The sequence below is a fragment of the Streptomyces sp. NPDC102360 genome (assembly GCF_044766085.1).
Lineage (GTDB): Bacteria > Actinomycetota > Actinomycetes > Streptomycetales > Streptomycetaceae > Streptomyces.
In genome coordinates this window covers 195,575-218,211 of record NZ_JBIWLG010000003.1, presented here as the reverse complement: position 1 = coordinate 218,211, position 22,637 = coordinate 195,575, and the positions used below count along the sequence as shown (strand labels likewise).

Here is a 22,637-nt window from a genome sequence, read left to right as displayed (position 1 = left end):
CGCAGGCGCGTGCGCGTAGACAACTGACCCCACCCGCACGCGCGTAGACCTCAGTCCCGTGAGGCCGTCCACCCATTCGCCTCGATGCGGGACGCGTCCGCCGGGCGCGCCTCGTCGAACGCCACCTCGTCCCCGTCGAGAACGCGGATGCCGTCGACGTACGCGCCCCGGCCGACGTACAGCTGGTCCGTCGCGTAGCGCCAGCGCAGGCGGAGCGACGCCGTGGCGAAGGGGCCGAGGTCGGCGGTGAGGCGGTGCCAGGTGCGGTCGGCGTAGCCGTCGACCGCACCGGACGGGTGCGCGTCGGAGCGGTCCGTGGTGAACGGCAGCGGCTTCCAGGTACTGCCGCCGTCCGTCGACGTCTCCAGGAACAGGAAGTCGGAGTGCGGCTCCGTGTCCCACCACAACTCGCAGGCGAGGCGCGCCTTGTCCGAGGAGAGACGCAGATCGGGCAGCGTCAGCGTCGCCGACGTGGCGCTCGCCATGCCGGAGAACCAGGCGGTTCGGCCGTGCTTGGGGTGCACCGCGACCGCGCGCGCCATGTTGTTGCCCGCGGCGACCCGGGGAGCGGAACCGGATCGCCAACTGCGCACGGGGTGCACGGAGTTGCCCAGCACGATGAGGAACGAGTCGGTCGTCGGGTCGAGCACGAGCGAGGTGCCCGTGAACCCGGTGTGGCCCGCCGTGTGCGGCGTCGCCATCGCGCCCATGTACCAGTGCTGGTAGAGCTCGAAGGCGAGGCCGTGCTCGTCGCCCGGGAAGTCCGTGTTGAAGTTGGTGAACATCAGGTCCACGGACTTCTGGGACAGGATCCTGGCCTTGCCGTAGACCCCGCCGTTGAGCAGCGCCCGGCCGAGCACCGCCATGTCCCAGGCGCAGGAGAAGACGCCCGCGTGACCCGCCACACCGCCGAAAGCGTACGCGTTCTCGTCGTGCACCTCGCCCCACACCAGGCCCCGGTCCAGGCCAGACCACGGCGCGCGGGCGTCCTCGGTCGCCGCCACCTTGGGCTTCCAGGAGGCGGGCGGGTTGTAGCGGGTGCGGGTCATGCCGAGCGGCCCCGTGATCCGCTCGGGCAGTAGCACGTCCAGGCGCTTGCCGGTGAGCTTCTCGACGACGAGCTGGAGCGTGATGAGGTTGAGGTCCGAGTACAGGTATGTGCTGCCCGCCGGGTTGATCAGCGCCTCCTTCCACAGGAGGGCGAGCTGCGCTTCGCGCTCGGACTCCTTGTAGAAGGCGATGTCGGGCCGGAACCCGGAGGTATGGGTGAGGAGTTGGCGGACCGTGACGTCCTGTTTGCCGCCGCCGGTGAACTCGGGCAGGTACGTGACGACCTTCGCCTCGAGTTCCAGCGCGCCGCGCTCCAACTCCTGCACGGCCAGGATGGACGTGAACAGCTTGGAGATCGAGGCGAGGTCGAAGACGGTGTCGTCGGCCATGTCGATCTGCTGGTCGGCGGGGAACTCGATCCCCGTGTCCGTCTTGTCGTCGTAGTGGGAGTAGCGCACCGCCTTGCCGATCGGCTGGTGCAGCGCGACCGTGCCGCCGCGGCCCGCGAGCAGCACCGCGCCCGCGTACCAGGGGTGTTTGGGGGAGGGGCCGAGGAACTTCTCGGCGTCCGCGACGAGTTGGCGCAGATGGCCCGCGAGGAGACCGGCGCGCTCGGGGGAGCCGCGTCGCAGGGTCGGCCGGGTCGTCGCGGCCTCGGTGGCGGCCGCGGCGGGGCCCGCGGGGAACGGGGTGAGGGCCAGGGCGCCGCCCAGCGCGAGGCCTGCCGCGCCGAACTGTCGCCTGGTCAGGCCGGGGCCCGAGGCGCCGCCGTATGGTCTGTCCGCTGCTTCGGGTGCTCCGCTCATGGACGAGGCCTTTCTGAAAAATACTTTCGGGATCTACCGAGTCGGATGAAACTTCGCTGTCAGCGCTGCCTCGTGTCAACACCCGTGCGGCATGACCGGCCGGTGAAGAATCTGACGCCGCATCAGAAAACCTCTTCCGTCGTCCGCCGCGCTGCGGCATCCTGCGCGCATGCAGACGGAGCTGAGCAAGAAACTGGGGATCGAGCACGCCGTCTTCGGCTTCACGCCGTTTCCTGCGGTGGCCGCCGCCATCAGCAGGGCCGGAGGCTTCGGCGTGCTCGGTGCGGTCCGCTACACGGCACCCGACGAACTCAAACGCGACCTCGACTGGCTGGACGGACATGTGGACGGCCGGCCCTACGGCCTCGACGTCGTCATGCCCGCCAAGAAGGTCGAAGGCGTCACTGAGGCCGACATCGAGGCGATGATCCCGCCGGAACACCGGACGTTCGTCCAGGAGACCCTCGCCAAGTACGGCGTCCCGGAACTCGCCGAGGGCGAGGCGTCCGGCTGGCGCATCACCGGCTGGATGGAGCAGGTCGCCCGTAGCCAACTCGACGTCGCCTTCGACTACCCGATCAAACTCCTCGCCAACGCGCTCGGATCGCCGCCCGCCGATGTCATCGCGCGCGCCCACGAGCACGACATCCTCGTGGCCGCCCTCGCGGGCAGCGCCAAGCACGCCCGCAAGCACGCGGACGCGGGCATCGACGTCGTCGTCGCGCAGGGCTATGAGGCCGGCGGCCACACCGGCGATATCGCCTCCATGGTGCTCACCCCGGAGGCCGTGGAGGCCGTCGACCCGCTGCCGGTCCTGGCCGCGGGCGGCATCGGCAGCGGCCAGCAGGTCGCGGCCGCGCTCGCGCTCGGCGCGCAGGGAGTGTGGCTGGGCTCCGTGTGGCTGACGACGACGGAGGCCGACATGCACTCGCCCGCCGTCACCCGCAAACTGCTCGCCGCGGGCTCCGGCGACACGGTGCGCTCACGCGCGCTGACCGGGAAGCCCGCGCGCCAGCTGCGCACCGAGTGGACGGACGCGTGGGACGACCCGGCGGGCCCCGGCACCCTGCCGATGCCCCTGCAGGGCCTGCTCGTCGCCGAGGCCGTGTCCCGGATCCAGAAGTACGAGGTGGAGCCGCTGCTCGGCACGCCCGTGGGGCAGATCGTGGGGCGGATGAACGAGGAGCGCAGCGTCCAGGCGGTCTTCGACGACCTGACGCGCGGCTTCGAGAAGGCGATCGACCGCATCAACAAGATTGCAGGACGGTGAGTGACCAGCATGAGCACACCCCCCAACGGTTTTTGGGCACAGGCCGCCGCTGATCCGGACCGCACGGTCCTGACCGCCCCGGACGGCGAACCGTGGACGGCTGGACGCCTGCACGCCGCAGCCAACAAGATGGTCCACGGCCTGCGCGCGGCCGGACTGCGGCAGGGCGACGCCTTCGCCGTCGTGCTTCCCAACAGCGTCGAGTTCTTCACCGCCTACCTCGCGGCCTCGCAGGCCGGCTTCTACCTCGTGCCGGTCAACCACCACCTCGTGGGTCCGGAGATCGCCTGGATCGTCTCCGACTCCGGCGCCAAGGTGCTGATCGCGCACGAGCGGTTCGCCGACGCGGCGAGGTCCGCGGCCGACGAGGCGGGCCTGCCCGACAGCCACCGGTACGCGGTCGGGGACATCGCGAGTTTCCGCCCGTATGCCCAACTCCTCGAAGGGCAGAGCGAGTCGGCGCCCTCGGAGCGGACCCTCGGCTGGGTCATGAACTACACGTCCGGTACGACGGGCCGCCCGCGCGGCATCCGCCGGCCGCTTCAGGGCAAGCTCCCCGAGGAGGCGTACCTCGGCGGCTTCCTCGGCATCTTCGGCATCAAGCCGTTCGACGACAACGTGGCGCTGGTGTGCTCCCCGCTGTACCACACGGCGGTCCTCCAGTTCGCCGGAGCCGCCCTGAACATCGGACACCCGGTCGTCCTGATGGACAAGTGGACACCTGAGGAGATGCTCCGCCTCATCGACACCCACAAGTGCACGCACACGCACATGGTGCCGACCCAGTTCCACCGCTTGCTCGCGCTCCCGCAGGACGTCAAGGACCGCTACGACGTCACGTCCATGCGGCACGCGATCCACGGCGCCGCGCCGTGCCCGGACCACGTCAAGCGCGCCATGATCGACTGGTGGGGGACGTGCGTCGAGGAGTACTACGCGGCCAGTGAGGGAGGCGGCGCGTTCGCCACGGCCGAGGACTGGCTGAAGAAGCCGGGAACGGTCGGAAAGGCCTGGCCCATCAGCGAGTTGGCGGTCTACGACGACGACGGCAAGCTGCTGCCCGCCGGTGAACTCGGCACCGTGTACATGAAGATGAAGACCGGCGGATTCTCGTACCACAAGGACGAGGGCAAGACGAAGAAGAACCGCATCGGCGACTTCTTCACCGTCGGCGACCTCGGTGTGCTCGACGAGGACGGGTATCTCTTCCTGCGCGACCGCAAGATCGACATGATCATCTCGGGTGGTGTCAACATCTACCCCGCCGAGATCGAGTCCGCCCTCCTCACGCACCCCGCTGTCGCCGACGCCGCCGCGTTCGGCATCCCGCACGACGACTGGGGTGAGGAGGTCAAGGCGGTCGTCGAGGTCGCCGAGGGGCGCGAGGCGGACGGCGCGCTCGCTGCCGAGATCCTCGCGCACTGCGAGACCCAACTCGCGGGCTACAAGCGGCCCAAGAGCGTCGACTTCATCGAGACGATGCCCCGCGATCCCAACGGCAAGCTCTACAAGCGCCGCCTGCGCGACCCGTACTGGGAGGGGCGGACCCGGGTGGTCTGACACCACCCGGGCGCGCACGGTCAGCCGCGCACCCGCACCACCTTCAGCGCGGGCGACTTCAGGATGTCCTTCTCGCAGAAGCGTTCCTTGACCCACTTCTTCTTCGTGAAGAGGTGGGTCTGGTCGCTGTAGTGCGGCGAGTTGGGGTTCGAGGACTGGGAGTACGTGAGGAGGGTGCGGGCCACCGGGCAGCGGCCGCCGTCCCAGCCGACCGCCTGGATGTAGCTCGAACCGGTCGTGACGTCGGTGTAGCCGCCGCCCGCGGCATTCCAGACCGCCTCGGCCTTGTTCCACACGCCGAGCGATTCCGTGCCGCCGTGCACCGGGATGCGGTCGCCGCCGCGCGTCACGAACTGGTGGTCGCCGAGCTTCGCGTCCAAGGGGATGTTCGCGGCCTTCAGTTCGGCCACGGTGTCGGCGAGCGCCGTCGCGAATCCGGGCGCCGAGGTGTTCAGCGTGTTCGGCGTACGCACCGGATCCGCTGCGGAGAACGGCACCTTCCACAGCTGTGCCGCGGGCACTGCCACCAGCAGTTTCCGCCAGAACCGGTCGAAGAGCAGCGCGCCCCGGCTGTCGGTGTTCATGGTGCGGTCCCACGCGCCGATCACGGAGCAGGCCCGCGAGACGTCAACCGGCTTGCCATCGCTGCCCGTTGCCGAGCCGCCCGGCAGTGCGGCACACGCCTTCGCGGTGTCGGCCGCCGCTAGATCACCGGCGGGCACGCGGTCGGCGAACTGCTGCCGCTGCAGATCCGCGACCGTGAGGCCGCCCTTGTGGGCCATCCCCGCGACGTCCTCGACGGCGCCGCGCGTCCGCATCGAGCGCTGCGTGCCGACGTTCCCGAAGACTCGCTCGTAGCCGGTGAGGGGATGGTCCGCGTTGGCGAGCCAGGAACTGTCATTGGAGTTCTCCGCATAGGGGGCGTCCTTGAGCACCGGCATCTTCGACGGACCGAAGACGCCCGCCTGCACCGCGTCCTTGTCCTTCCCGAGCGCGCAGTCACCCTTCGAACCGTCGAGGATCGCGACACCCGAGGCCGGATACGTCGCCTTGCCGAGCGGCGTCGAACAGCGCGCCGCCAGTTCGTCGGTGATCCGCGGCAGCACCTGCGACTGCGTGAACAGCGAGTGGCCCGAGGAGTCCGCGGCGATCGTGTTCACCCACGGCAGGCCCTGGGAGCGGCGCAGCGACGCGAGGATGTCGTCCGTGGAGCGGGCCTTGCTGAAGCCGAGGGCGGTGTCCGAGGCCCGCAGGTTGACCGCGTTCGGATCGTTGAGGGCGTACGCCGTCGTGGCCGTCCACGGGAGCGGAAGCTGGGCGCCCAGGTTCGTGACGACCGGGCCGTAGCGCGTCCACCACTGGGTGCGGGTCACGTCGTCGCCGCCCTTCACGGGCACGGTCACGGACCGCTTCGTCATCCTCTCCTTCTTGCCGTCGACCACGTACGTCGTCGGGTCGGACGGGTCGAGGGTGAGCTGGTGAAGGTTGAGTGTGACGCCCGTCGCGACGGTATGGCTCCACGCGATGTGCGCGTTGTGGCCGATGGAGATGCCGGTGGTGCCGAGCAAGGAGCCGCCCATGACGTTCAGTTCACCGGGAATCGTCTGCTGCGACTGCCAGAAGCGGCGCCCGCCCTGCCAGGGGTAGTGCGGGTTGCCGAGCAGCAGGCCCCGTTTGTTCGCAGTCGTCGCGCCGCTGAACGCCACCGCGTTGGAGCCCATGTCGGAGTCGTCCTGGGAGAACAACTCGCGGGCGGCGTGGGCCACATCGGATTTCTTTGGTTCTGTCAGGGGTGTGTCTGCGGTCGGCGGCTGAGCGGCCGTGATGCCGTCGATGCCGCGGCCCTGCCCGCCGAGCACCGAGATGGCGAAGCCGCGTGCCGCCACGTCGAGCGTCGTCACCGGCTTCACCCAGTCCGCGCCCTTGCACGCCGGGTCGGTGACCCGGTTCTGCTTCAGCCACGCGTTGTACCCGGCGGCCCAGCCGCGCATCGAGTCCTTGACGTCGCGGCTCGGCCCCGCGGGCGCGGGGACGCCGAGCAGCTTCTCCACGGTGCGTGCCTCGCGCACACCCTTGAAGTACAGGTCACTCGAGAGATTCTTGGTCGCCGACGACAGGGAGCCGTCCGGCGCCGCGTCGGGACCGAACGTCCGCGAACGCTCTCCGCGCACGGTCACGAACCCGTCGGCGAGCGTGCACACCTGGTCGGCGGCCTGCGCCCACCCCGTGCCGAAACCGAGGTTCGCGTAGTCCCTGGCCTCGATGTGCGGGATTCCGTACTCGGTGTAGCGGATGGTGGCGGACAGGCCACCGCCGTGCGGGTGTGTGTCACGGTCGGCCGCGGCGGACGACACCGAGGCGGTGCCGCTGAGTGCGGTCAACAGGGCGACCCCGAGGGCCGCGAGCCGTCTGTGTCCCGGACGTGTGCGCATCGTTCTCCCAACTGCGGTGTGAGCAGAGGTGGTTGAGCGGCCTGAGGCCGCTGAGCGTACCAACGGGTATGTCCGGTGCCGAGAGGCATGCGTCCACCCGTCGCACCCATGCCTTGACCCGGCGCCCGACACCGCACAGGATCACGCCATGACGAGGTCACCTTTCCCCAAGCTCTCGGCTCCGCTCGAGCAGGGGAGGCCCCATTCCGAGGCCGCAAGCAGCACCGTCGACGGAGTGCTGCGCCGCAGCGCGCGCCGGACTCCGTCGCGCGTCGCCCTGCGCTACGGGTCGCGCTCATGGACGTACGAGGAGCTGGACGACGCCGTGTCCCGCGCGGCCGGGGTGCTGCGCGCCGAGGGGCTCGCGCCCGGTGACCGGGTCGGTGCCTACGGGCACAACTCGGACGCGTACCTGATCGGGTTTCTGGCCTGCGCCCGCGCGGGGCTCGTGCACGTCCCCGTCAACCAGAATCTGACCGGCGACGACCTCGCGTACATCGTGCGCCAGTCCGGTGCCTCGCTCGTCCTCGCCGATCCCGGCATCGCGGACCGGCTCCCGGGCGACGTACCGGTGCTGCCGCTGCGCGACGCGGACGACACGCTGCTGACGCGGATCGTGGGGTGCGCGCCGTACGACGGGGACTCGCCGGGCGCCGACGACCTGGCGCAACTGCTCTACACGTCGGGCACCACCGCACTCCCCAAGGGCGCCCGGATGACGCACCGCGCGCTCGTCCACGAGTACGTGAGCGCCATCCACGCGCTCGACCTCAAGGAGACGGACCGGCCGGTGCACGCGCTGCCGCTGTACCACTCGGCGCAGATGCATGTGTTCCTGCTGCCGTACCTGGCGGTGGGCGCGACCAATACGATCCTCGACGCGCCGGCGGCCGGGCCGGTCTTCGACCTCGTGGAGGCGGGGGAGGCGGACAGCCTGTTCGCGCCGCCGACGGTGTGGATCGGGCTCTCCCAGCACCCCGAGTTCGCCGCCCGCGACCTGAGCGGGCTGCGCAAGGCGTACTACGGGGCCTCGATCATGCCGGTCCCGGTCCTTGAGCGGCTGCGCGAGCGGCTGCCGGGACTCGCCTTCTACAACTGCTTCGGGCAGAGCGAGATCGGGCCGCTCGCCACCGTACTCGGGCCCGACGAGCACGAGGGGCGGATGGACTCCTGCGGGCGGCCCGTGCTGTTCGTCGAGGCGAAGGTCGTCGACGACGAGGGCAAGGACGTGCCCGACGGCACCCCCGGCGAGGTCGTCTACCGTTCCCCGCAGCTGTGCGACGGCTACTGGGACAAGCCGGAGGAGACCGAACAGGCCTTCCGGGACGGCTGGTTCAGGTCCGGCGACCTCGCGGTGCGCGACGGCGAGGGCTACTTCACCGTCGTCGACCGTGTGAAGGACGTCATCAACTCCGGTGGTGTGCTGGTCGCCTCACGCCAGGTCGAGGACGCCCTCTACACCCACCCGGCCGTCGCCGAGACCGCCGTCGTCGGGCTGCCCGACGAGCGCTGGATCGAGGCGATCACGGCGGTCGTGGTGCGCGGCGACGCGGACGTCACCGAGGAGGACCTCATCGCCCACGCGCGCGAGCAACTCGCCCACTTCAAGGCGCCCAAGAGGATCGTCTTCGTGGACGAGCTGCCGCGCAACGCCTCCGGCAAGATCCTCAAGCGGGAGCTGCGGGACCGGTTCGCCCAGTAGCCCCCACGCGCCGCACGGGGTCAGCGCTTCCGCTCGTCCACGATCCGCCTGATCTTTCCCACCGACCGCTCCAGCGTCTCCGGATCGACGATCTCCACGGCCACCGTCACCCCCACCCCGTCCTTCATCCCGGCCGCGATGGCGCGCGCCGCCGCCTCCCGCTCCTGAGGTGTCGCGTCGGGCCTGGCCTCGGCGCGCACGGTGAGCGCGTCCATGCGGCCCTCGCGGGTGAGGCGGAGCTGGAAGTGCGGGGCGACGCCGGGCGTGCGCAGCACGATCTCCTCGACCTGCGTCGGGAACAGGTTCACGCCCCGCAGGATCACCATGTCGTCGCTGCGCCCGGTGATCTTCTCCATGCGCCGGAACGTCGGCCGCGCCGTCCCCGGAAGGAGGCGCGTCAGGTCCCGCGTCCGGTACCGGATCACGGGCATCGCCTGCTTGGTCAGCGAGGTGAAGACCAGTTCGCCGTGCTCCCCCTCCGGCAGCACCTCACCCGTGAGCGGGTCGACGATCTCCGGATAGAACTGGTCCTCCCAGATGTGCAGCCCGTCCTTGGTCTCGACGCACTCCTGGGCCACGCCGGGCCCCATCACCTCCGACAGGCCGTAGATGTCGACCGCGTCGATCCCGGCCCGCTCCTCGATCTCGCGCCGCATCTCCTCGGTCCACGGCTCCGCGCCGAAGATGCCGACCTTCAGGGAGCTGGTTCGCGCATCGACGCCCTGACGCTCGAACTCGTCGAGGAGCGTGAGCATGTACGAGGGCGTCACCATGATGATCTCGGGCTTCAGGTCCAGGATCAGCCGCACCTGCCGTGAGGTCATGCCACCGGACGCCGGAATCACCGTGCACCCGAGCCGCTCCGCCCCGTAGTGCGCCCCGAGCCCGCCGGTGAACAGGCCGTATCCGTACGCCACATGGACCTTGTGCCCCGGCCTGCCGCCCGCCGCGCGGATCGCCCGCGCCACCATGTCCGACCACATCGACAGGTCGGCCTCGGTGTACCCGACGACCGTGGGCAGCCCCGTCGTGCCGCTCGACGCGTGCAGCCGCCGCACCTCGGACTGGTCCACGGCGAACATCCCGAAGGGATAGTTGTCCCGCAGGTCCGCCTTGGTCGTGAACGGGAAGCGCCCCAGGTCGGCCAATGTGCGGCAGTCCTCGGGCCGCACGCCCGCCTTGTCGAACGCCTCGCGGTAGAACGGCACCCGCTCGTACACCCGGCTCAGCGTCCCGCGCAGCCGCTCCAGCTGCAACGCGCCCAACTCGTCCGCGCCGAGCCGCTCGCCCTCGTCCCGCCAGTCCGTCGCCATCGACGCCATCGCACGCACTCCCGAAACTCCCGACCGATCATTCGGTTGCCCTGCTGTCGATCAGTAATTCAAGGAGTGACCGCACTCGTCAAGACATACGACGCGCCGGTTCCGCTGTCAGCGGGTGACCGGGGGTTCCCAGACGTACGGCGTGGTGGTCCCGAGCGCCACGAACCCCAGGCGTTCCAGGATCGGCCGGCTGTACGGAGACGCGTCCACCTGGACGTACGAGAATCCGCGCTCGGCGGCGATGCGGACGCGGAACGCGACGAGCGAGCGGTAGATCCCGCGGCCCCGCCACTCGGGGCCCGTGCCGCCGCCCCACAGGCTCGCGAACGCCGTCCCCGGATGCAGCTCCATGCGGGCGGCGCTGACGGGCTCGTCGCCGTGCAGCGCCACGACCGCGGGCACGGTGGCCGGGTCCTGGGCCAGCTGGGCCCGGAGCTGGTGGCCGATGACCGAGCGACCGGACTCGAAGGCCCGCTCGTGCACCCGCTCCACCAGCTCGACCTGAGCCTCATCGGTGACCGGGAGCAGCCGGATCCCTTCGGGCGGCGTGGCGTCGAGGGGAAGCGCGGCCGTCTCCGCGACGAGCAGCGCCTCCGGCTCCTCCGGTACGAATCCGGCGGCTCCCAGCCGGGCGGCGAGGTCGGCGGGGCCGTCGTGCGCGTACGTCTTCCACTCGAAGCCCCGGCCCAGTCCGCCGAAGAAGCGGACCTGCTCGGCGATCGCCGCGTCGGCGCTCCCCTCGTCGAGCCCCGACCACAGCACCCCGTTCCAGCCCGCCGCCGGGCCGACGTGGCGCACCACGTCGCCGACCCGCTCCACTCGCGCCCCGGGCTCGTCGGGCTGCGCCTCGCGCCGCATCTGCTGGTCGAACAGGTGCCGTACCGCCGCTTGATCCATGCGCGTCACTTCAACACCGGGGCGCAGGCCCGGCAACCGAAAAAATCCCTCCGGACAGCAGAACACCCTTGCTATGGTGCGCCGGTGACCACGATCAAGAAGATGCAGATCACCTTCGACTGCGCCCAGCCGGTACGCGTCGCCCGCTTCTGGTGCGAGGTGCTCGGCTACGTCATCCCGGACGGCGCCGCGGACGACGAGTCGTGGTCCGCCGCGAGCGACCCGACCGGCGAGGGCCCGCGCCTGTACTTCCAGCGTGTCCCCGAGGGCAAGGTCGTCAAGAACCGGGTGCACATCGACGTCCGCGTCGGGACGGGCCTGGTGGGCGACGAGCGGTTCGCCGTTCTCCAGGCCGAGGCGGACCGCCTGATGAAGCTCGGCGCGACGCATGTGCTGACGCAGCGCGCCGACGACGAGAACGAGTCGTGCATCACGCTCCAGGACATCGAGGGCAACGAGTTCTGCGTCGACTGACCAGCCGGGTGAACACCTGCGGAGGGCGGACTACGCGTTCCCCTCCGCGGCCACCTGCCGCGCCCACCGGTAGTCCGCCTTGCCGCTCGGCGAGCGCTGGATGCTGTCCGTCACCACCAACTGTCGGGGGATCTTGTAGCCGGCGAGGTGGCTCCGACAGTGCGTCTGGACCGTGTCCAGGCTCAAGCCGCCCGCGCCCTCCATGAGTTGGACGACCGCCGCCACATGGTTGCCCCACTTCTCGTCCGGCACGCCGGCCACCAGTGCGTCGTAGATGTCCGGGTGGGACTTGAGTGCCTGCTCGACCTCCTCCGGATACACCTTCTCGCCACCCGTGTTGATGCACTGCGAGCCGCGCCCGAGGACCGTGACGATCCCGTCCGCGTCGACCGTCGCCATGTCGCCGAGCAGCACCCAGCGCTCGTCGCCCTTCTGGAAGAACGTCTCGGCGGTCTTCGCGGGGTCGTTGTAGTAGCCGAGCGGGACGTGCCCACGCTGCGCGATCCGGCCCACCTCGCCGACCGCGACCGGCTCGTACGTCGCCGGGTCCACCACCTGTGTACGGGAGTTGACCTGGACGTGGAAGCCGGAGCCCGCGCCCGAGCCGGCCGTCGCCGTACCGTTGAAGCCGGACTCGGACGAGCCGAAGTTGTTGAGCAGCATGGTGTTCGGCACCAGCTCCTGGAACTGCGCGCGCACCGTGTCCGACATGATCGCGCCCGAGGATGAGACGCTGAACATCGACGAGCAGTCCGTGCCCTTCATCGGCCCCCGCAGCGCGTCGATGAGCGGGCGCAGCATCGCGTCGCCCACCAGGGACATGCTCGTCACCTTCTCCTTCTCGATGGTGCGCAGCACCTCCTCCGGGGAGAACTTGCGGTGGATGACCACGCGCTGGCCGAAGTTGAAGCCGATGAACGCCGTGAGCGTCGATGTGCCGTGCATCAGCGGGGGAGTGGGGAAGAACGTGATGCCGTCACCGCCCGCCGCCACCCGCTCGGCCAGCTCCTCGGGCCGTGACACCGGCTCGCCCGTGGGAGCGCCACCACCCAACCCGGCGAAGAACAGGTCCTCCTGACGCCACATCACACCCTTGGGCATCCCTGTCGTGCCACCGGTGTAGATGATGAACTGGTCGTCGGGGGAGCGCGGCGCGAAGCCCCGCTCGGGCGAGGACTGCGCGGTCGCCTCCTCGAAGTCCACCGCCTTCAGCGGGGGCGCGTCCGCCTCGGGGGCACCCACCCGCACCAGATGGCGCAGCTTCTCCGTGCGCGGCAGCGCCGCCGCGACGCGCGGCGTGAACTCAGTGTCGAAGACGAGGGCCGCGAGGTCCGCGTCCTGGTAGAGGTAGACCAACTCCTCTTCCACGTAGCGATAGTTCACGTTCACCGGGACGACCCGCGCCTTGAGGCAGCCGAGCGCCGTCTGCAGGTACTCGATGCCGTTGTAGAGGTGCAGGCCCAGGTGCTCGCCGGGACGTATCCCGGCCGCGATCAGGTGGTGTGCGACCCGGTTGGCCGCCGCGTCCAGCTGGGCGTACGTGAGCCGGCGCTCCGCGCCCGTACCGGGATGATCCACGTAGACGAGCGCCTCGCGGTCAGGGACCACGTCGACGACCGACTCGAACAGGTCGGCAAGGTTGTACTCCACCGCGCTCCTCCTGATCCAGGGCACATCTCCTCTTGGCCCGTCATCAGAACAGAACAGGGAGTAAGGGGGAAGGGGCTCCGCACAAGAAATCTGACTGAGTGTCAGAAAACTCTTGAACTGGCACGTGAGCTACTGCAACCTGTTCCAGGTCCGAGGCTGCGGCTGACTGGAGGACCCCTCATGGGTGGGACCGAACATCTCGACGTCCGGCGCGAGGGCGCCACGCTCGTACTCACGCTCAACAGGCCCGAGGCCAAGAACGCACTGTCCCTGCCGATGCTCGTCGGCCTCTACGACGGGTGGCTCGAGGCCGATGCGGACGACTCGATCCGTTCCATCGTGCTCACAGGGGCGGGCGGAGCATTCTGCGCCGGCATGGACCTCAAGGCCCTCGCGGGCAAGGGGATGGAGGGCGAGCACTACCGGGACCGCCTCAAGGCCGATCCCGATCTGCACTGGAAGGCGATGCTCCGCCACCACCGGCCGCGCAAACCCGTCATCGCGGCGGTCGAGGGACACTGTGTCGCGGGTGGCACCGAGATCCTTCAGGGCACCGACATCCGGGTCGCGGGGGAGTCGGCGACGTTCGGGCTCTTCGAGGTCAAGCGCGGCCTGTTCCCCATCGGCGGCTCGACGGTCCGGCTGCCGCGCCAGGTTCCCCGTACCCACGCCCTGGAGATGCTGCTGACCGGACGGCCCTACCCGGCCCCGGAGGCCGCGGCGATCGGGCTCGTCGGACGCGTGGTCCCCGACGGCACGGCGCTCGATGCGGCCCTGGAGATCGCCGAACAGATCAACGCGTGCGGCCCGTTGGCCGTCGAGGCGGTCAAGGCATCCGTCTACGAGACCGCCGAGATGACCGAAACGGACGGTCTCGCCTCGGAGTTGAAGCGCGGCTGGCCCATCTTCGACACCGCCGACGCGAAGGAAGGCGCCCGCGCGTTCGCGGAGAAGCGGCCCGCCGAATTCCGGCGCGAGTGAGGCCCGCAGTCGTGCCGTTCCGTCCCGTACGCCCATACGTCAAGGAGGCCTCATGACATCCACCGCCCAACCAGAGGTGCTGCGCGCGCCGTTGGTCGTGGAGTTCCCGTTCACCCGCTCCCTCGGCCCCGTCCAGTCCGCCTTCCTCAGCGGTCTGCGCGACCGCACCGTCCTCGGCGTGCGGACCGGCGACGGGAGGGTCATGGTGCCGCCCGTCGAATACGACCCCGTGACTGCCGAAGAGATCCTCGATCTCGTCGAGGTCGGCGCCACCGGAACCGTCACCACCTGGGCCTGGAACCCGGAACCGCGGCGCGGCCAGCCCCTCGACACCCCCTTCGCCTGGGTCCTCGTCAAGCTGGACGGCGCCGACACCGCCCTGCTGCACGCCCTCGACGCCCCGGGCCCCGACGCCGTGCACTCCGGCATGCGCGTCCGCGTCCGCTGGGCCGAGGAACGCGAGGGCGCCATCACGGACATCGCGTGCCTCGAACCGTACGAGGGCGAGGACGCGCCCTCCCAACTAGTGCCGCACAGTGGCGAGTTCGAGGACGCCGTCACCGGCATCGTCGCCCCCGCCCGCCTCGACTACACCTACAGCCCCGGCGGCGCCCAGACCCGCTACATCAACGCCCTCGCCGACAACCGCACCGTCGGCGAACGCTGCCCCTCCTGCCACAAGGTCTACATCCCGCCCCGCGGCGCCTGCCCGACCTGCGGCGTCGCCACCACGGACCAGGTCGAGGTCGGGCCCGGCGGCACCGTCACCACGTACTGCATCGTCAACATCAAGGCGAAGAACCTCGACATCGAAGTCCCGTACGTCTACGCCCACATCGCCCTCGACGGCGCCGACCTCGCCCTGCACGGCCGCATCGGGGGCATCCCGTACGACCAGGTGCGGATGGGGCTGCGCGTCGAACCCGTGTGGACGGAGGGCGGGCGCTACCCGGACCACTATCGGCCCACCGGTGAACCCGACGCCGATTACGAGACGTACAAGGAGATGATCTGATGCGGCCGCCGATCCGGGACATCGCCGTCGTCGCCTTCGGGCAGACCGACCACACACGTACCTCCGACGAACAGTCGGAAGTCGAGATGCTGATGCCCGTCCTGCACCAGGTCCTCAAGAGCACCGGGCTGAAGACCAGTGACATCGGGTTCACCTGCTCGGGATCGAGCGACTACCTCGCCGGGCGCGCCTTCTCGTTCACCATGGCGCTCGACGGCGTCGGTGCCTGGCCGCCGATCTCCGAGTCGCACGTCGAGATGGACGGCGCGTGGGCCCTGTACGAGGCGTGGACCAAGCTGCTGACCGGCGAGGCCGACACCGCGCTCGTCTACTCCTACGGAAAGTCCTCACCGGGATCCGTACGAGACGTCCTGACGCGTCAGCTCGACCCGTACTACGTCGCCCCGCTGTGGCCCGACTCCGTCGCGCTCGCCGCCCTCCAGGCGCAGGCGCTGATCGACGGGGGACACACCGACGAGCCCGCGCTCGCCGGTGTCGCCGCCCGCAGCCGCGAGTCCGCCACGGGAAATCCGCACGCCCAGCTGCGGGGCAGCGTGCCGCACGGCGATTACGTCGTAAATCCGCTGCGGACCGGGGACTGCCCGCCGATCGGCGACGGCGCCGCCGCCGTGATCCTCGCCGCGGGCGACCGCGCGAGGGAACTGTGCGAGCGGCCCGCCTGGATCCGCGGCATCGACCACCGCATCGAGGCCCACAGCCTCGGGGTGCGCGACCTCACCGACTCGCCCTCCACGCGGCTCGCCGCCGAGAACGCCGGGGCCTTCGAACGGCCCGTGGACACCGCCGAGTTGCACGCCCCGTTCACCTCGCAGGAGGTCGTCCTGCGCCGCGCCCTGAGCCTCGGTGACGACGTCGACGTGAACCCCTCCGGCGGCGCGCTCGCCGCCAACCCCGTGATGGCCGCCGGGCTCATCCGCATCGGCGAGGCCGCCGCCCGCATCCACGGCGGGAGCTCCCGGCGCGCCCTCGCCCACGCCACCTCCGGGCCCTGCCTCCAGCAGAACCTGGTCGCCGTACTCGAAGGGGAGGACCAGTGATGAGCAAGGCCGTGTCCAAAGAACCGGTGGCCGTCGTCGGGATCGGGCAGACCAAGCACGTCGCCGCCCGCCGGGACGTGTCGATCGCGGGACTCGTCCGCGAAGCCGCGCAACGGGCCCTGAAAGACGCCGAGTTGACCTGGGCCGACATCGATGCCGTCGTCATCGGCAAGGCGCCCGACTTCTTCGAGGGCGTCATGATGCCGGAGCTGTACCTCGCCGACGCGCTCGGCGCCGTCGGCAAACCGATGCTGCGCGTGCACACGGCGGGATCGGTGGGCGGCTCCACGGCCCTCGTCGCCTCCAACCTCATCGCCGGCCGCGTCCACGGCACCGTCCTCACCCTCGCCTTCGAAAAGCAGTCGGAATCCAACGCGATGTGGGGGCTCTCGCTGCCCATCCCGTTCCAGCAGCCGCTGCTCGCGGGCGCCGGCGGCTTCTTCGCACCGCACGTGCGCGCGTACATGCGCCGCACCGGCGCCCCCGACACCGTGGGCTCGGTCGTTGCCTACAAGGACCGCCGCAACGCGCTGAAGAACCCGTACGCGCACCTGCACGAGCACGACATCACCCTGGAGAAGGTCCAGGCGGCACCCATGCTCTGGGACCCCATCCGCTACTCCGAGACCTGCCCCTCGTCCGACGGCGCCTGCGCCATGATCCTCACCGACCGTGCGGGGGCGGCGCGCTCGCCGAAGCCGCCCGCCTGGATGCACGGCGGCGCCATGCGCAGCGAGCCGACCCTCTTCGCGGGCAAGGACTTCGTCTCCCCGCAGGCCGGCAAGGACTGCGCCGCCGACGTGTACCGGCAGGCCGGCATCGCCGACCCGCGCCGCGAGATCGACGCCGTCGAGATGTACGTGCCGTTCTCCTGGTACGAGCCGATGTGGCTGGAGAACCTCGGATTCGCGGACGAGGGTGAGGGCTGGAAACTCACCGAATCGGGCGTCACGGAGCTCGACGGGGACCTCCCCGTCAACATGTCGGGCGGCGTCCTGTCCACCAACCCAATCGGCGCCTCCGGGATGATCCGCTTCGCCGAAGCGGCGCTCCAGGTGCGCGGGCAGGCCGGGGAACACCAGGTCGACGGCGCGCGGAAGGTCCTCGGGCACGCCTACGGAGGCGGCTCGCAGTTCTTCTCCATGTGGCTCGTCGGCTCCGAACCCCCCACCGGATGAACGCGCGTTGACCAACACCGCCCTCCGCGGCCTGTGCGCGGCACGGACCGATCGCTAGGCTGGCGCACGGACGACGAACCGGGAGGAGCACGGACGTGGCCGAGAGCACCATCGACCAGCACCCGCTCATGGGGTGGCAGAAGCCGGACCTGGACCTCAGCAAAGCGGACTGGCGGTCCAGCAGCGGGGGGCAGGGCGATGTCCAGATCGCCTTCGTCGAAGGCTTCATCGCGATGCGCAACGGCGGACACCCAGAGAGCCCGTCCCTGATCTTCACGCCGGCCGAGTGGGGGGCGTTCATGAGCGGTGCCCGAGAGGGCGAGTTCGACCTCACGTAGCCGCTTTCGCGGCTCTTCACCGACGCGGTTCCGACACGGGACCAACGGCCCTGTCCTGTGGCCCTGGCATTTGCGAGCCTGGCCACAGGAACAGCCGGTCAATGAGGGCGCGGCGACGCGCCCGGTGTCGGAGGCGAAGAGATCATGCCAAGCCCGCACAACCTGCCCGTCCTCGCCGCGGTGGACGGCTCCGACGACAGTCTCCGCGCTCTGGAATGGGCGCTCGCCGAGGCGGTCCGACGGGGCGCCGAGCTGCGCGTCGTACATGTACAGCAGTACGCGCCGTTCCTCCAGGCCGAGGTACTCGTGGCGGACTTCGACGAGGAGCCCGAGAACGACACCGTGCTCTCGGAGCTGCGCAAGCACCTGGAGGGGCGCGAGGGGCTGCCGCCGCTCGAGTTCATCAGCCGGATCGGTCTGCCGGCCGTGGTGCTGTCCGGGATGAGCACCGAGGCCCAGCTCCTCGTCGTCGGCTCGCGTGGGCGCGGCGGCTTCGCGGGTCTTGTACTCGGCTCGAACAGTGTGTCGGTGGCCCGCGACGCGGCCTGCCCGGTCGTCGTGGTGCCGCGACCGGGGCGCGAGGTGCACGGAGACGCGGTGGTGGCGCAGGGGCCGCGCGTCGTGGTCGGGCTCAAGGCGGACGCGCCGGACCCCGCGACGCTGTCCTTCGCGTTCGAGCACGCGGCCCGTGCGGGCGCCCGGCTGCAGGTCGTCGTCGCGTATCCGTGGCCGGTCCTGGCCTGGACGGCGTACGGGGACTTCACGCCTACGGCCGTCGACCAGGAGGCGACCGAGCGCGACACGCTTCGAGTGGCCGATGAGACTCTCGCGGAACTACGGGACTCTCACCCTAAAGTCGAGGTTGAGGTTTTGGTGTTGCCGGGGGACGCGGCGGGCCATCTCGTCGAGAACTCGCGCGACGCGGAACTGGTCGTGGTCGGCCGCCACCGCCGCCGCCTCACCCGCCCCGCCCCGATGCTCGGCTCGGTCACACACGCGGCCCTGCTGCACGCGGCAGGCCCTGTAGCGGTGGTCCCGCCCGAGGACGACTGACCCTTACCCGGCGCGTCGCGCTCAGCGCAGCACGACACAGCCCCGCCCGGTCAGCTCGTCGAGCAGGCCGGGCGCGAGGGACACGTCGTTCCAGCGCAGGTCGAGCTTCTCCAGGCCGGGCAGTTCCGCGACCCACCCCGGCACCTCGCGCAGCCGATTGGCGCGCAGGTCGAGCCGGCGCAGGCGGGGCAGACCGCGCAGCGCCTCGGGCACGGCGGCGAACGCGTTGTCCCGCAGCTCCACCTCCCGCAGCTCCGCCAGATCGGCTACGGACGCGGGAAGCGCGGAGAGCCGGTTGCCCCGCAGCCACAGCTCCCGGAGCGCGGTGAGTCCGCCGATGCCGTCCGGCAGTGCGTCGAGCCGGTTGTGCTGAGCGCGCAGCTCCACGAGGCCGGTCATCACGCCGAGCGTGGAGTGCAGCGCCGTCAGCCGGTTCTCGCCGACATTCAGATACGCGAGCCGGCCGAGTGCGCCGAGCGACTCCGGCAGCGCGGTGAGCCGATTGTCGTGCAGATACAGAAAACGGCTCAGGCCGGTGAGGCCGCCGAGCTCCGCCGGGACCGAGGTGAGCCGGTTGTGCCCGAGGTCCAGGGTGTGCAGGCGCGCCAGCGTGCCGATGCGTGCGGAAAGGTGTGCGAGCCGATTGTCGGCGAGCAGGAGCACCTGCAGCTCGGGATGGCGCCACACCTCATCGGGAACGGTGTCCAGATCGCCCCGCCAGTAGTCGAGCACCGTCACTGTCATGGACGCGTACCTTATCGGCACGGCGTCGGTACTGGTTTTCGTACCGAGAATGCCGCATCACGCTCCGGCGGGGGCGCCCCGGCGTACGCTGAGGTGCCTGGAAACCGTGGTGCGCGACCGTGCCGCGGATGGGGGTGCGCCATGGTGCGGAGCGATGGCCGGGGCAGCCGGAAGCTGTTCGAGCGGGACGACGAACTCGCCGTCGTGGACGTGGTGTTGAACGAGCTGGCCGGGATCCCGCGGGACGGCGGAGAACCCCCGGAGCGGCCGCACGGCGCGCTGCTCGCCGTCGCCGCGACCGCCGGGCTCGGCAAGACCTCCCTCCTCGCGGAAGTGTGCCGCAGGGCCGCCGCCAAGGGCTGCACCGTCCTGTACGCGCGCGGCGGCGACCAGGAGCAGGGCGTCGCCTTCCACGTCGCGCGCCAGCTCCTCCAGCCACGCCTCGCGGCCGCCTCCGCCGCCGATCTCCGCACCACGCTGGGCAGTTGGTACGCGATCGTGGGCCCCGCCCTCGGCCTGTGCGCCCCCACCGAAGGCGCGCCGCCCGACCCGCAGGGCCTGCGCGACGGCCTCGACTGGGTGCTCACCCACCTCGCCGTGCAGCAGGCACCCATGGTCCTCGTCCTCGACGACGCCCACTGGGCCGACCCGGAGTCCCTGAGCTGGCTCGCCGCGTTCGCCCCGCGCGCCGAGGAACTGCCGCTCCTGCTCGTCGTCGCCTACCGCCCGGAAGAGCTTCCGGACCACGCCGAGGCCCTGCGCGGCCTTCCGGGCCGCTCGGGCCGGCGCGCCCTCGGACTCGAACCGCTCAGCGCCACCGCCATCGCGGGACTCGTCCGCGAATCCCTCGGCGGCCACGCCGACGACGCCTTCTGCCGTGAATGCTGGGCCGTCACCGCGGGCAACCCCTTCGAGGCGGTCGAGCTGACCGCGAAGGTGCGCGACCGCGGCCTCGTCCCCACCGAGACCGGCGCCCACCTGCTGCGCGACCTCGCGGCCGCGGCCAAGGGCAGCGGACTCGTCGCCCGCATCGAACGCCTCGGCACCTCCACCGTCCGCTTCGCCTGGGCCTGCGCCGTGCTCGGCACCGAGTTCGCGCCCGAACTGGCCGCGAACGTCGCCGGGTTGGGGCCCGAAGAGGCGGCGGACGCCACCGACCGGCTGCGCACCGCCCGCGTACTCAAAGGCGTGGACTCCCTGGAATTCGTCCACCCGCTCATCGCCACCGCCGTCTACCGCGCCATCCCCGGCGGTGTCCGCGTCGCCCTGCACGGGCAGGCCGCCTGGACCGTCCTCGACGCGGGACTCGGCCCCTGCGCCGCCGCCCGGCATCTCCTGGAGACCCACCCCGAAGGCGACCCATGGGTCGTGCGCCAGCTGCGCGCCGCCGCGGCCGAGACCATCCGCGCCGGCGCCCCCGACGCGGCCCGCCGCTACCTCGCCCGCGCCCTGCGCGAGCCCCCGGCCTTCGACGAGCGCGCCGCCGTCCTCTACGAACTCGGCAGCGCCTCCCTGCTGACCGAGCCCGCCACCACCGTCAACCACCTGCGCGCCGCCCTCGAAGAACCCATCACCGACCCGGCGCTGCGCCACGGCATCGTCTACCGGCTCTCCCAAGTCCTCGCCCACAGCGACCGGCTGGTCGAGGCCTCCGAGATCCTCGCCCGCGAGATCCGCGTCACCGACGACCCGCGCGTACGCCTGCGCATGCAGGCCGAACAGTTCATGTGGGACGCCTTCCGCGCCGACGAACCCGACTCACCGGCCCGCTCCCGGCGCCTCGCCAAACTCGCCGACCGGCTCACCGGCCGCGATCTCACCGAGCGCTACCTCATCGGCCTGCGCACCTGGGACGCCACCCTGCGCGGCGAGCCCGCCGACACGGTGATCCAGCACGCCGAGCGCGCCCTGGCCGGCGGCCTGAGCTGGGCCGCCGACGAGGACCGCGGCTTCGAGGTCCCCGTCCTCGTCGCCATGGCCTTCCTCTACGCCGACCGGCCGGGCCGCACCGAGGAACTCTTCGTCGAGGGCATCGCCGACTTCGAACACGCCGGCTGGCGCGGCGCCCATCTCTCGTTCGCCTACACACTCCTCGGCTACGTCCGCTACCGGCGCGGGCGGCTCGCCGAAGCCGAGGACTTCGTGCGCGCGGGCCTGCGCCTCGCCCGGCGCGTAGGACCCGGCACGCCCGCCCACTGGTACGCCGTCGGCACCCTCGTCGAGGTCCTGCTCGCCCGCGGCCGGGTCCCCGAGGCCAAGGAGGTGGCGGAGGAGCACGCCTTCGGCCCGCCGTTCCCCGCCGCCGTCGTCTTCCCCGACGCACAGACTGTGTACGGGGAACTCCTCCTCGCGCTCGGCCGCCCCGAGGACGCCGCCGAGGAGCTCGCCGCCGCCGGCCGCCGCCTCGACCCGCGTGGCATGCGCAACCCCGCGTGGTGCCCCTGGCAGCTGCACCTCGCCCGCGCCGAGGCCTCCGCCGCGCCCGAGCGGGCCCGGGCCCTCGCCGAGGACGCCGTCGAGCGGGCCCGACACTACGCGGCGCCGTCCGCCGTGGGCCAGGCGCTGCGCACCGTGGCCGAGGTCTCCTCCGGTGCCGAGCGCGCCAAGCTCCTGGAGGAGTCCGTCGCCCACCTCGAGCGCTCACCCGCGGGCTATGAGCTGGCCTGCTCGCTCGTCGCCCTCGGCGCGGAGCTGCGCCGCAAGGGCCGGTCCAAGGAGGCGGCCGACCACCTCTACCGGGGGCTCGACGCGGCAATCGGCTGTGGCGCCGACGGCCTGGCACAGCACGCCCGCGACGAGCTGGCTGCGGCGGGACTGCGGCCGCGCCCCCTGCACGGCGCGGTCACGGACACGCTCACCGGGCGAGAGTGGGCGGCGGCACGGGGCGCTGCGCGCGGCTTGTGCCCGTCGGAGATCGCCGCGGCGCTTCATCTGGACGAGCCGACCACGGTGCGGTTGCTCTCCGCGGCGTACCGCAAACTGGGCACGAATCCGGCGGGGATCGCCGCGGCATTGGGCACCACGCCACCGTGACCTTTGGCCGCATCGGGGGGCTGTGCCCACCCGTCCCGCCATGCGGGACGCCTGCCCACAGCTGCGTAAACCCC

17 protein-coding genes are annotated in these 22,637 nt (G+C 71.1%); 11 read left to right on the top strand and 6 right to left on the bottom strand.

What is annotated here, in order from left to right; translation table 11 throughout:
• Window positions 1-50: 50 nt before the first annotated feature.
• On the bottom strand, window positions 51-1,856 hold the full coding sequence (locus ACIRHA_RS15240) for a serine hydrolase (protein WP_403844960.1): 1,806 nt from the start codon (window positions 1,854-1,856) through the stop codon (window positions 51-53).
• Between the two features lie 169 nt (window positions 1,857-2,025).
• Here ACIRHA_RS15240 and ACIRHA_RS15235 point away from each other — a divergent pair, with 169 nt between their 5' ends.
• Together ACIRHA_RS15235 and ACIRHA_RS15230 are read left to right on the top strand one after the other, a co-directional pair.
• On the top strand, window positions 2,026-3,126 hold the full coding sequence (locus ACIRHA_RS15235; RefSeq protein ID WP_403844957.1) for a nitronate monooxygenase: 1,101 nt from the start codon (window positions 2,026-2,028) through the stop codon (window positions 3,124-3,126).
• Between the two features lie 9 nt (window positions 3,127-3,135).
• The gene (locus ACIRHA_RS15230) at window positions 3,136-4,686 is read left to right on the top strand and encodes an acyl-CoA synthetase (protein WP_403844954.1); all 1,551 of its coding nucleotides are present in this window, start codon (window positions 3,136-3,138) and stop codon (window positions 4,684-4,686) included.
• 20 nt (window positions 4,687-4,706) lie between these two features.
• Here the strand turns inward: ACIRHA_RS15230 and ACIRHA_RS15225 are convergent, their stop codons facing one another.
• Window positions 4,707-7,118 carry a penicillin acylase family protein gene (locus ACIRHA_RS15225; RefSeq protein ID WP_403844951.1) on the bottom strand — a complete coding sequence of 804 codons (2,412 nt, stop codon included), beginning with the start codon at window positions 7,116-7,118 and terminating at the stop codon, window positions 4,707-4,709.
• 148 nt (window positions 7,119-7,266) lie between these two features.
• On the opposite strand from ACIRHA_RS15225, the gene ACIRHA_RS15220 reads away from it, so the two are divergent.
• Window positions 7,267-8,820 (top strand): acyl-CoA synthetase, encoded by a 1,554-nt coding sequence (locus tag ACIRHA_RS15220; protein WP_403844949.1) that lies wholly within the window; start codon window positions 7,267-7,269, stop codon window positions 8,818-8,820.
• 20 nt (window positions 8,821-8,840) lie between these two features.
• Here the strand turns inward: ACIRHA_RS15220 and paaK are convergent, their stop codons facing one another.
• Window positions 8,841-10,142 (bottom strand): phenylacetate--CoA ligase PaaK, encoded by a 1,302-nt coding sequence (gene paaK, locus ACIRHA_RS15215; RefSeq protein ID WP_403844946.1) that lies wholly within the window; start codon window positions 10,140-10,142, stop codon window positions 8,841-8,843.
• Window positions 10,143-10,250: 108 nt separating this feature from the next.
• Window positions 10,251-11,039 (bottom strand): GNAT family N-acetyltransferase, encoded by a 789-nt coding sequence (locus ACIRHA_RS15210; RefSeq protein ID WP_403844944.1) that lies wholly within the window; start codon window positions 11,037-11,039, stop codon window positions 10,251-10,253.
• An 84-nt stretch (window positions 11,040-11,123) separates the two neighbouring features.
• Between ACIRHA_RS15210 and ACIRHA_RS15205 the strand changes: the two genes are divergently transcribed.
• Window positions 11,124-11,513 carry a VOC family protein gene (locus ACIRHA_RS15205; RefSeq protein ID WP_403844941.1) on the top strand — a complete coding sequence of 130 codons (390 nt, stop codon included), beginning with the start codon at window positions 11,124-11,126 and terminating at the stop codon, window positions 11,511-11,513.
• Between the two features lie 30 nt (window positions 11,514-11,543).
• Here ACIRHA_RS15205 and ACIRHA_RS15200 read toward each other — a convergent pair whose 3' ends face one another.
• The gene (locus ACIRHA_RS15200; RefSeq protein WP_403844938.1) at window positions 11,544-13,163 is read right to left on the bottom strand and encodes an acyl-CoA synthetase; all 1,620 of its coding nucleotides are present in this window, start codon (window positions 13,161-13,163) and stop codon (window positions 11,544-11,546) included.
• Window positions 13,164-13,343: 180 nt separating this feature from the next.
• Here ACIRHA_RS15200 and ACIRHA_RS15195 point away from each other — a divergent pair, with 180 nt between their 5' ends.
• From ACIRHA_RS15195 to ACIRHA_RS15170, 6 genes are all read left to right on the top strand, one after another.
• A complete protein-coding gene (locus tag ACIRHA_RS15195; protein ID WP_403844936.1) occupies window positions 13,344-14,144 on the top strand; it encodes a crotonase/enoyl-CoA hydratase family protein in 801 nt (266 codons plus the stop codon).
• A gap of 52 nt (window positions 14,145-14,196) precedes the next feature.
• Complete coding sequence (locus ACIRHA_RS15190) at window positions 14,197-15,159, top strand: Zn-ribbon domain-containing OB-fold protein (protein WP_403844934.1); 963 nt, start codon at window positions 14,197-14,199, stop codon at window positions 15,157-15,159.
• On the top strand, window positions 15,159-16,217 hold the full coding sequence (locus ACIRHA_RS15185) for a thiolase domain-containing protein (RefSeq protein WP_403844932.1): 1,059 nt from the start codon (window positions 15,159-15,161) through the stop codon (window positions 16,215-16,217). Before ACIRHA_RS15190 ends, ACIRHA_RS15185 begins: the two co-directional genes overlap by 1 nt.
• Window positions 16,218-16,228: 11 nt before the next feature.
• On the top strand, window positions 16,229-17,395 hold the full coding sequence (locus tag ACIRHA_RS15180; protein WP_403846470.1) for a thiolase domain-containing protein: 1,167 nt from the start codon (window positions 16,229-16,231) through the stop codon (window positions 17,393-17,395).
• A 95-nt stretch (window positions 17,396-17,490) separates the two neighbouring features.
• Complete coding sequence (locus tag ACIRHA_RS15175; RefSeq protein WP_403844930.1) at window positions 17,491-17,733, top strand: DUF397 domain-containing protein; 243 nt, start codon at window positions 17,491-17,493, stop codon at window positions 17,731-17,733.
• Between the two features lie 144 nt (window positions 17,734-17,877).
• Window positions 17,878-18,786, top strand: a complete 909-nt coding sequence (locus ACIRHA_RS15170) for a universal stress protein (RefSeq protein WP_403844928.1) — start codon at window positions 17,878-17,880, stop codon at window positions 18,784-18,786.
• 21 nt (window positions 18,787-18,807) lie between these two features.
• Here ACIRHA_RS15170 and ACIRHA_RS15165 read toward each other — a convergent pair whose 3' ends face one another.
• The gene (locus ACIRHA_RS15165; protein WP_403844926.1) at window positions 18,808-19,530 is read right to left on the bottom strand and encodes a leucine-rich repeat domain-containing protein; all 723 of its coding nucleotides are present in this window, start codon (window positions 19,528-19,530) and stop codon (window positions 18,808-18,810) included.
• A gap of 141 nt (window positions 19,531-19,671) precedes the next feature.
• Between ACIRHA_RS15165 and ACIRHA_RS15160 the strand changes: the two genes are divergently transcribed.
• The gene (locus ACIRHA_RS15160; RefSeq protein ID WP_403844923.1) at window positions 19,672-22,563 is read left to right on the top strand and encodes an ATP-binding protein; all 2,892 of its coding nucleotides are present in this window, start codon (window positions 19,672-19,674) and stop codon (window positions 22,561-22,563) included.
• Window positions 22,564-22,637: the final 74 nt, after the last annotated feature.

What these genes read in the sequence shown, in the direction of transcription:
- ACIRHA_RS15165 (WP_403844926.1), bottom strand. Translation starts at nt 19,530, where the DNA reads ATGACAGTGACGGTGCTCGACTACTGGCGGGGCGATCTGGACACCGTT.
- ACIRHA_RS15240 (WP_403844960.1), bottom strand. Translation starts at nt 1,856, where the DNA reads ATGAGCGGAGCACCCGAAGCAGCGGACAGACCATACGGCGGCGCCTCG.
- ACIRHA_RS15185 (WP_403844932.1), top strand. Translation starts at nt 15,159, where the DNA reads ATGCGGCCGCCGATCCGGGACATCGCCGTCGTCGCCTTCGGGCAGACC.
- ACIRHA_RS15220 (WP_403844949.1), top strand. Translation starts at nt 7,267, where the DNA reads ATGACGAGGTCACCTTTCCCCAAGCTCTCGGCTCCGCTCGAGCAGGGG.
- ACIRHA_RS15190 (WP_403844934.1), top strand. Translation starts at nt 14,197, where the DNA reads ATGACATCCACCGCCCAACCAGAGGTGCTGCGCGCGCCGTTGGTCGTG.
- ACIRHA_RS15235 (WP_403844957.1), top strand. Translation starts at nt 2,026, where the DNA reads ATGCAGACGGAGCTGAGCAAGAAACTGGGGATCGAGCACGCCGTCTTC.
- ACIRHA_RS15170 (WP_403844928.1), top strand. Translation starts at nt 17,878, where the DNA reads ATGCCAAGCCCGCACAACCTGCCCGTCCTCGCCGCGGTGGACGGCTCC.
- ACIRHA_RS15195 (WP_403844936.1), top strand. Translation starts at nt 13,344, where the DNA reads ATGGGTGGGACCGAACATCTCGACGTCCGGCGCGAGGGCGCCACGCTC.
- ACIRHA_RS15225 (WP_403844951.1), bottom strand. Translation starts at nt 7,118, where the DNA reads ATGCGCACACGTCCGGGACACAGACGGCTCGCGGCCCTCGGGGTCGCC.
- ACIRHA_RS15160 (WP_403844923.1), top strand. Translation starts at nt 19,672, where the DNA reads ATGGTGCGGAGCGATGGCCGGGGCAGCCGGAAGCTGTTCGAGCGGGAC.
- ACIRHA_RS15210 (WP_403844944.1), bottom strand. Translation starts at nt 11,039, where the DNA reads ATGGATCAAGCGGCGGTACGGCACCTGTTCGACCAGCAGATGCGGCGC.
- ACIRHA_RS15230 (WP_403844954.1), top strand. Translation starts at nt 3,136, where the DNA reads ATGAGCACACCCCCCAACGGTTTTTGGGCACAGGCCGCCGCTGATCCG.
- paaK (WP_403844946.1), bottom strand. Translation starts at nt 10,142, where the DNA reads ATGGCGTCGATGGCGACGGACTGGCGGGACGAGGGCGAGCGGCTCGGC.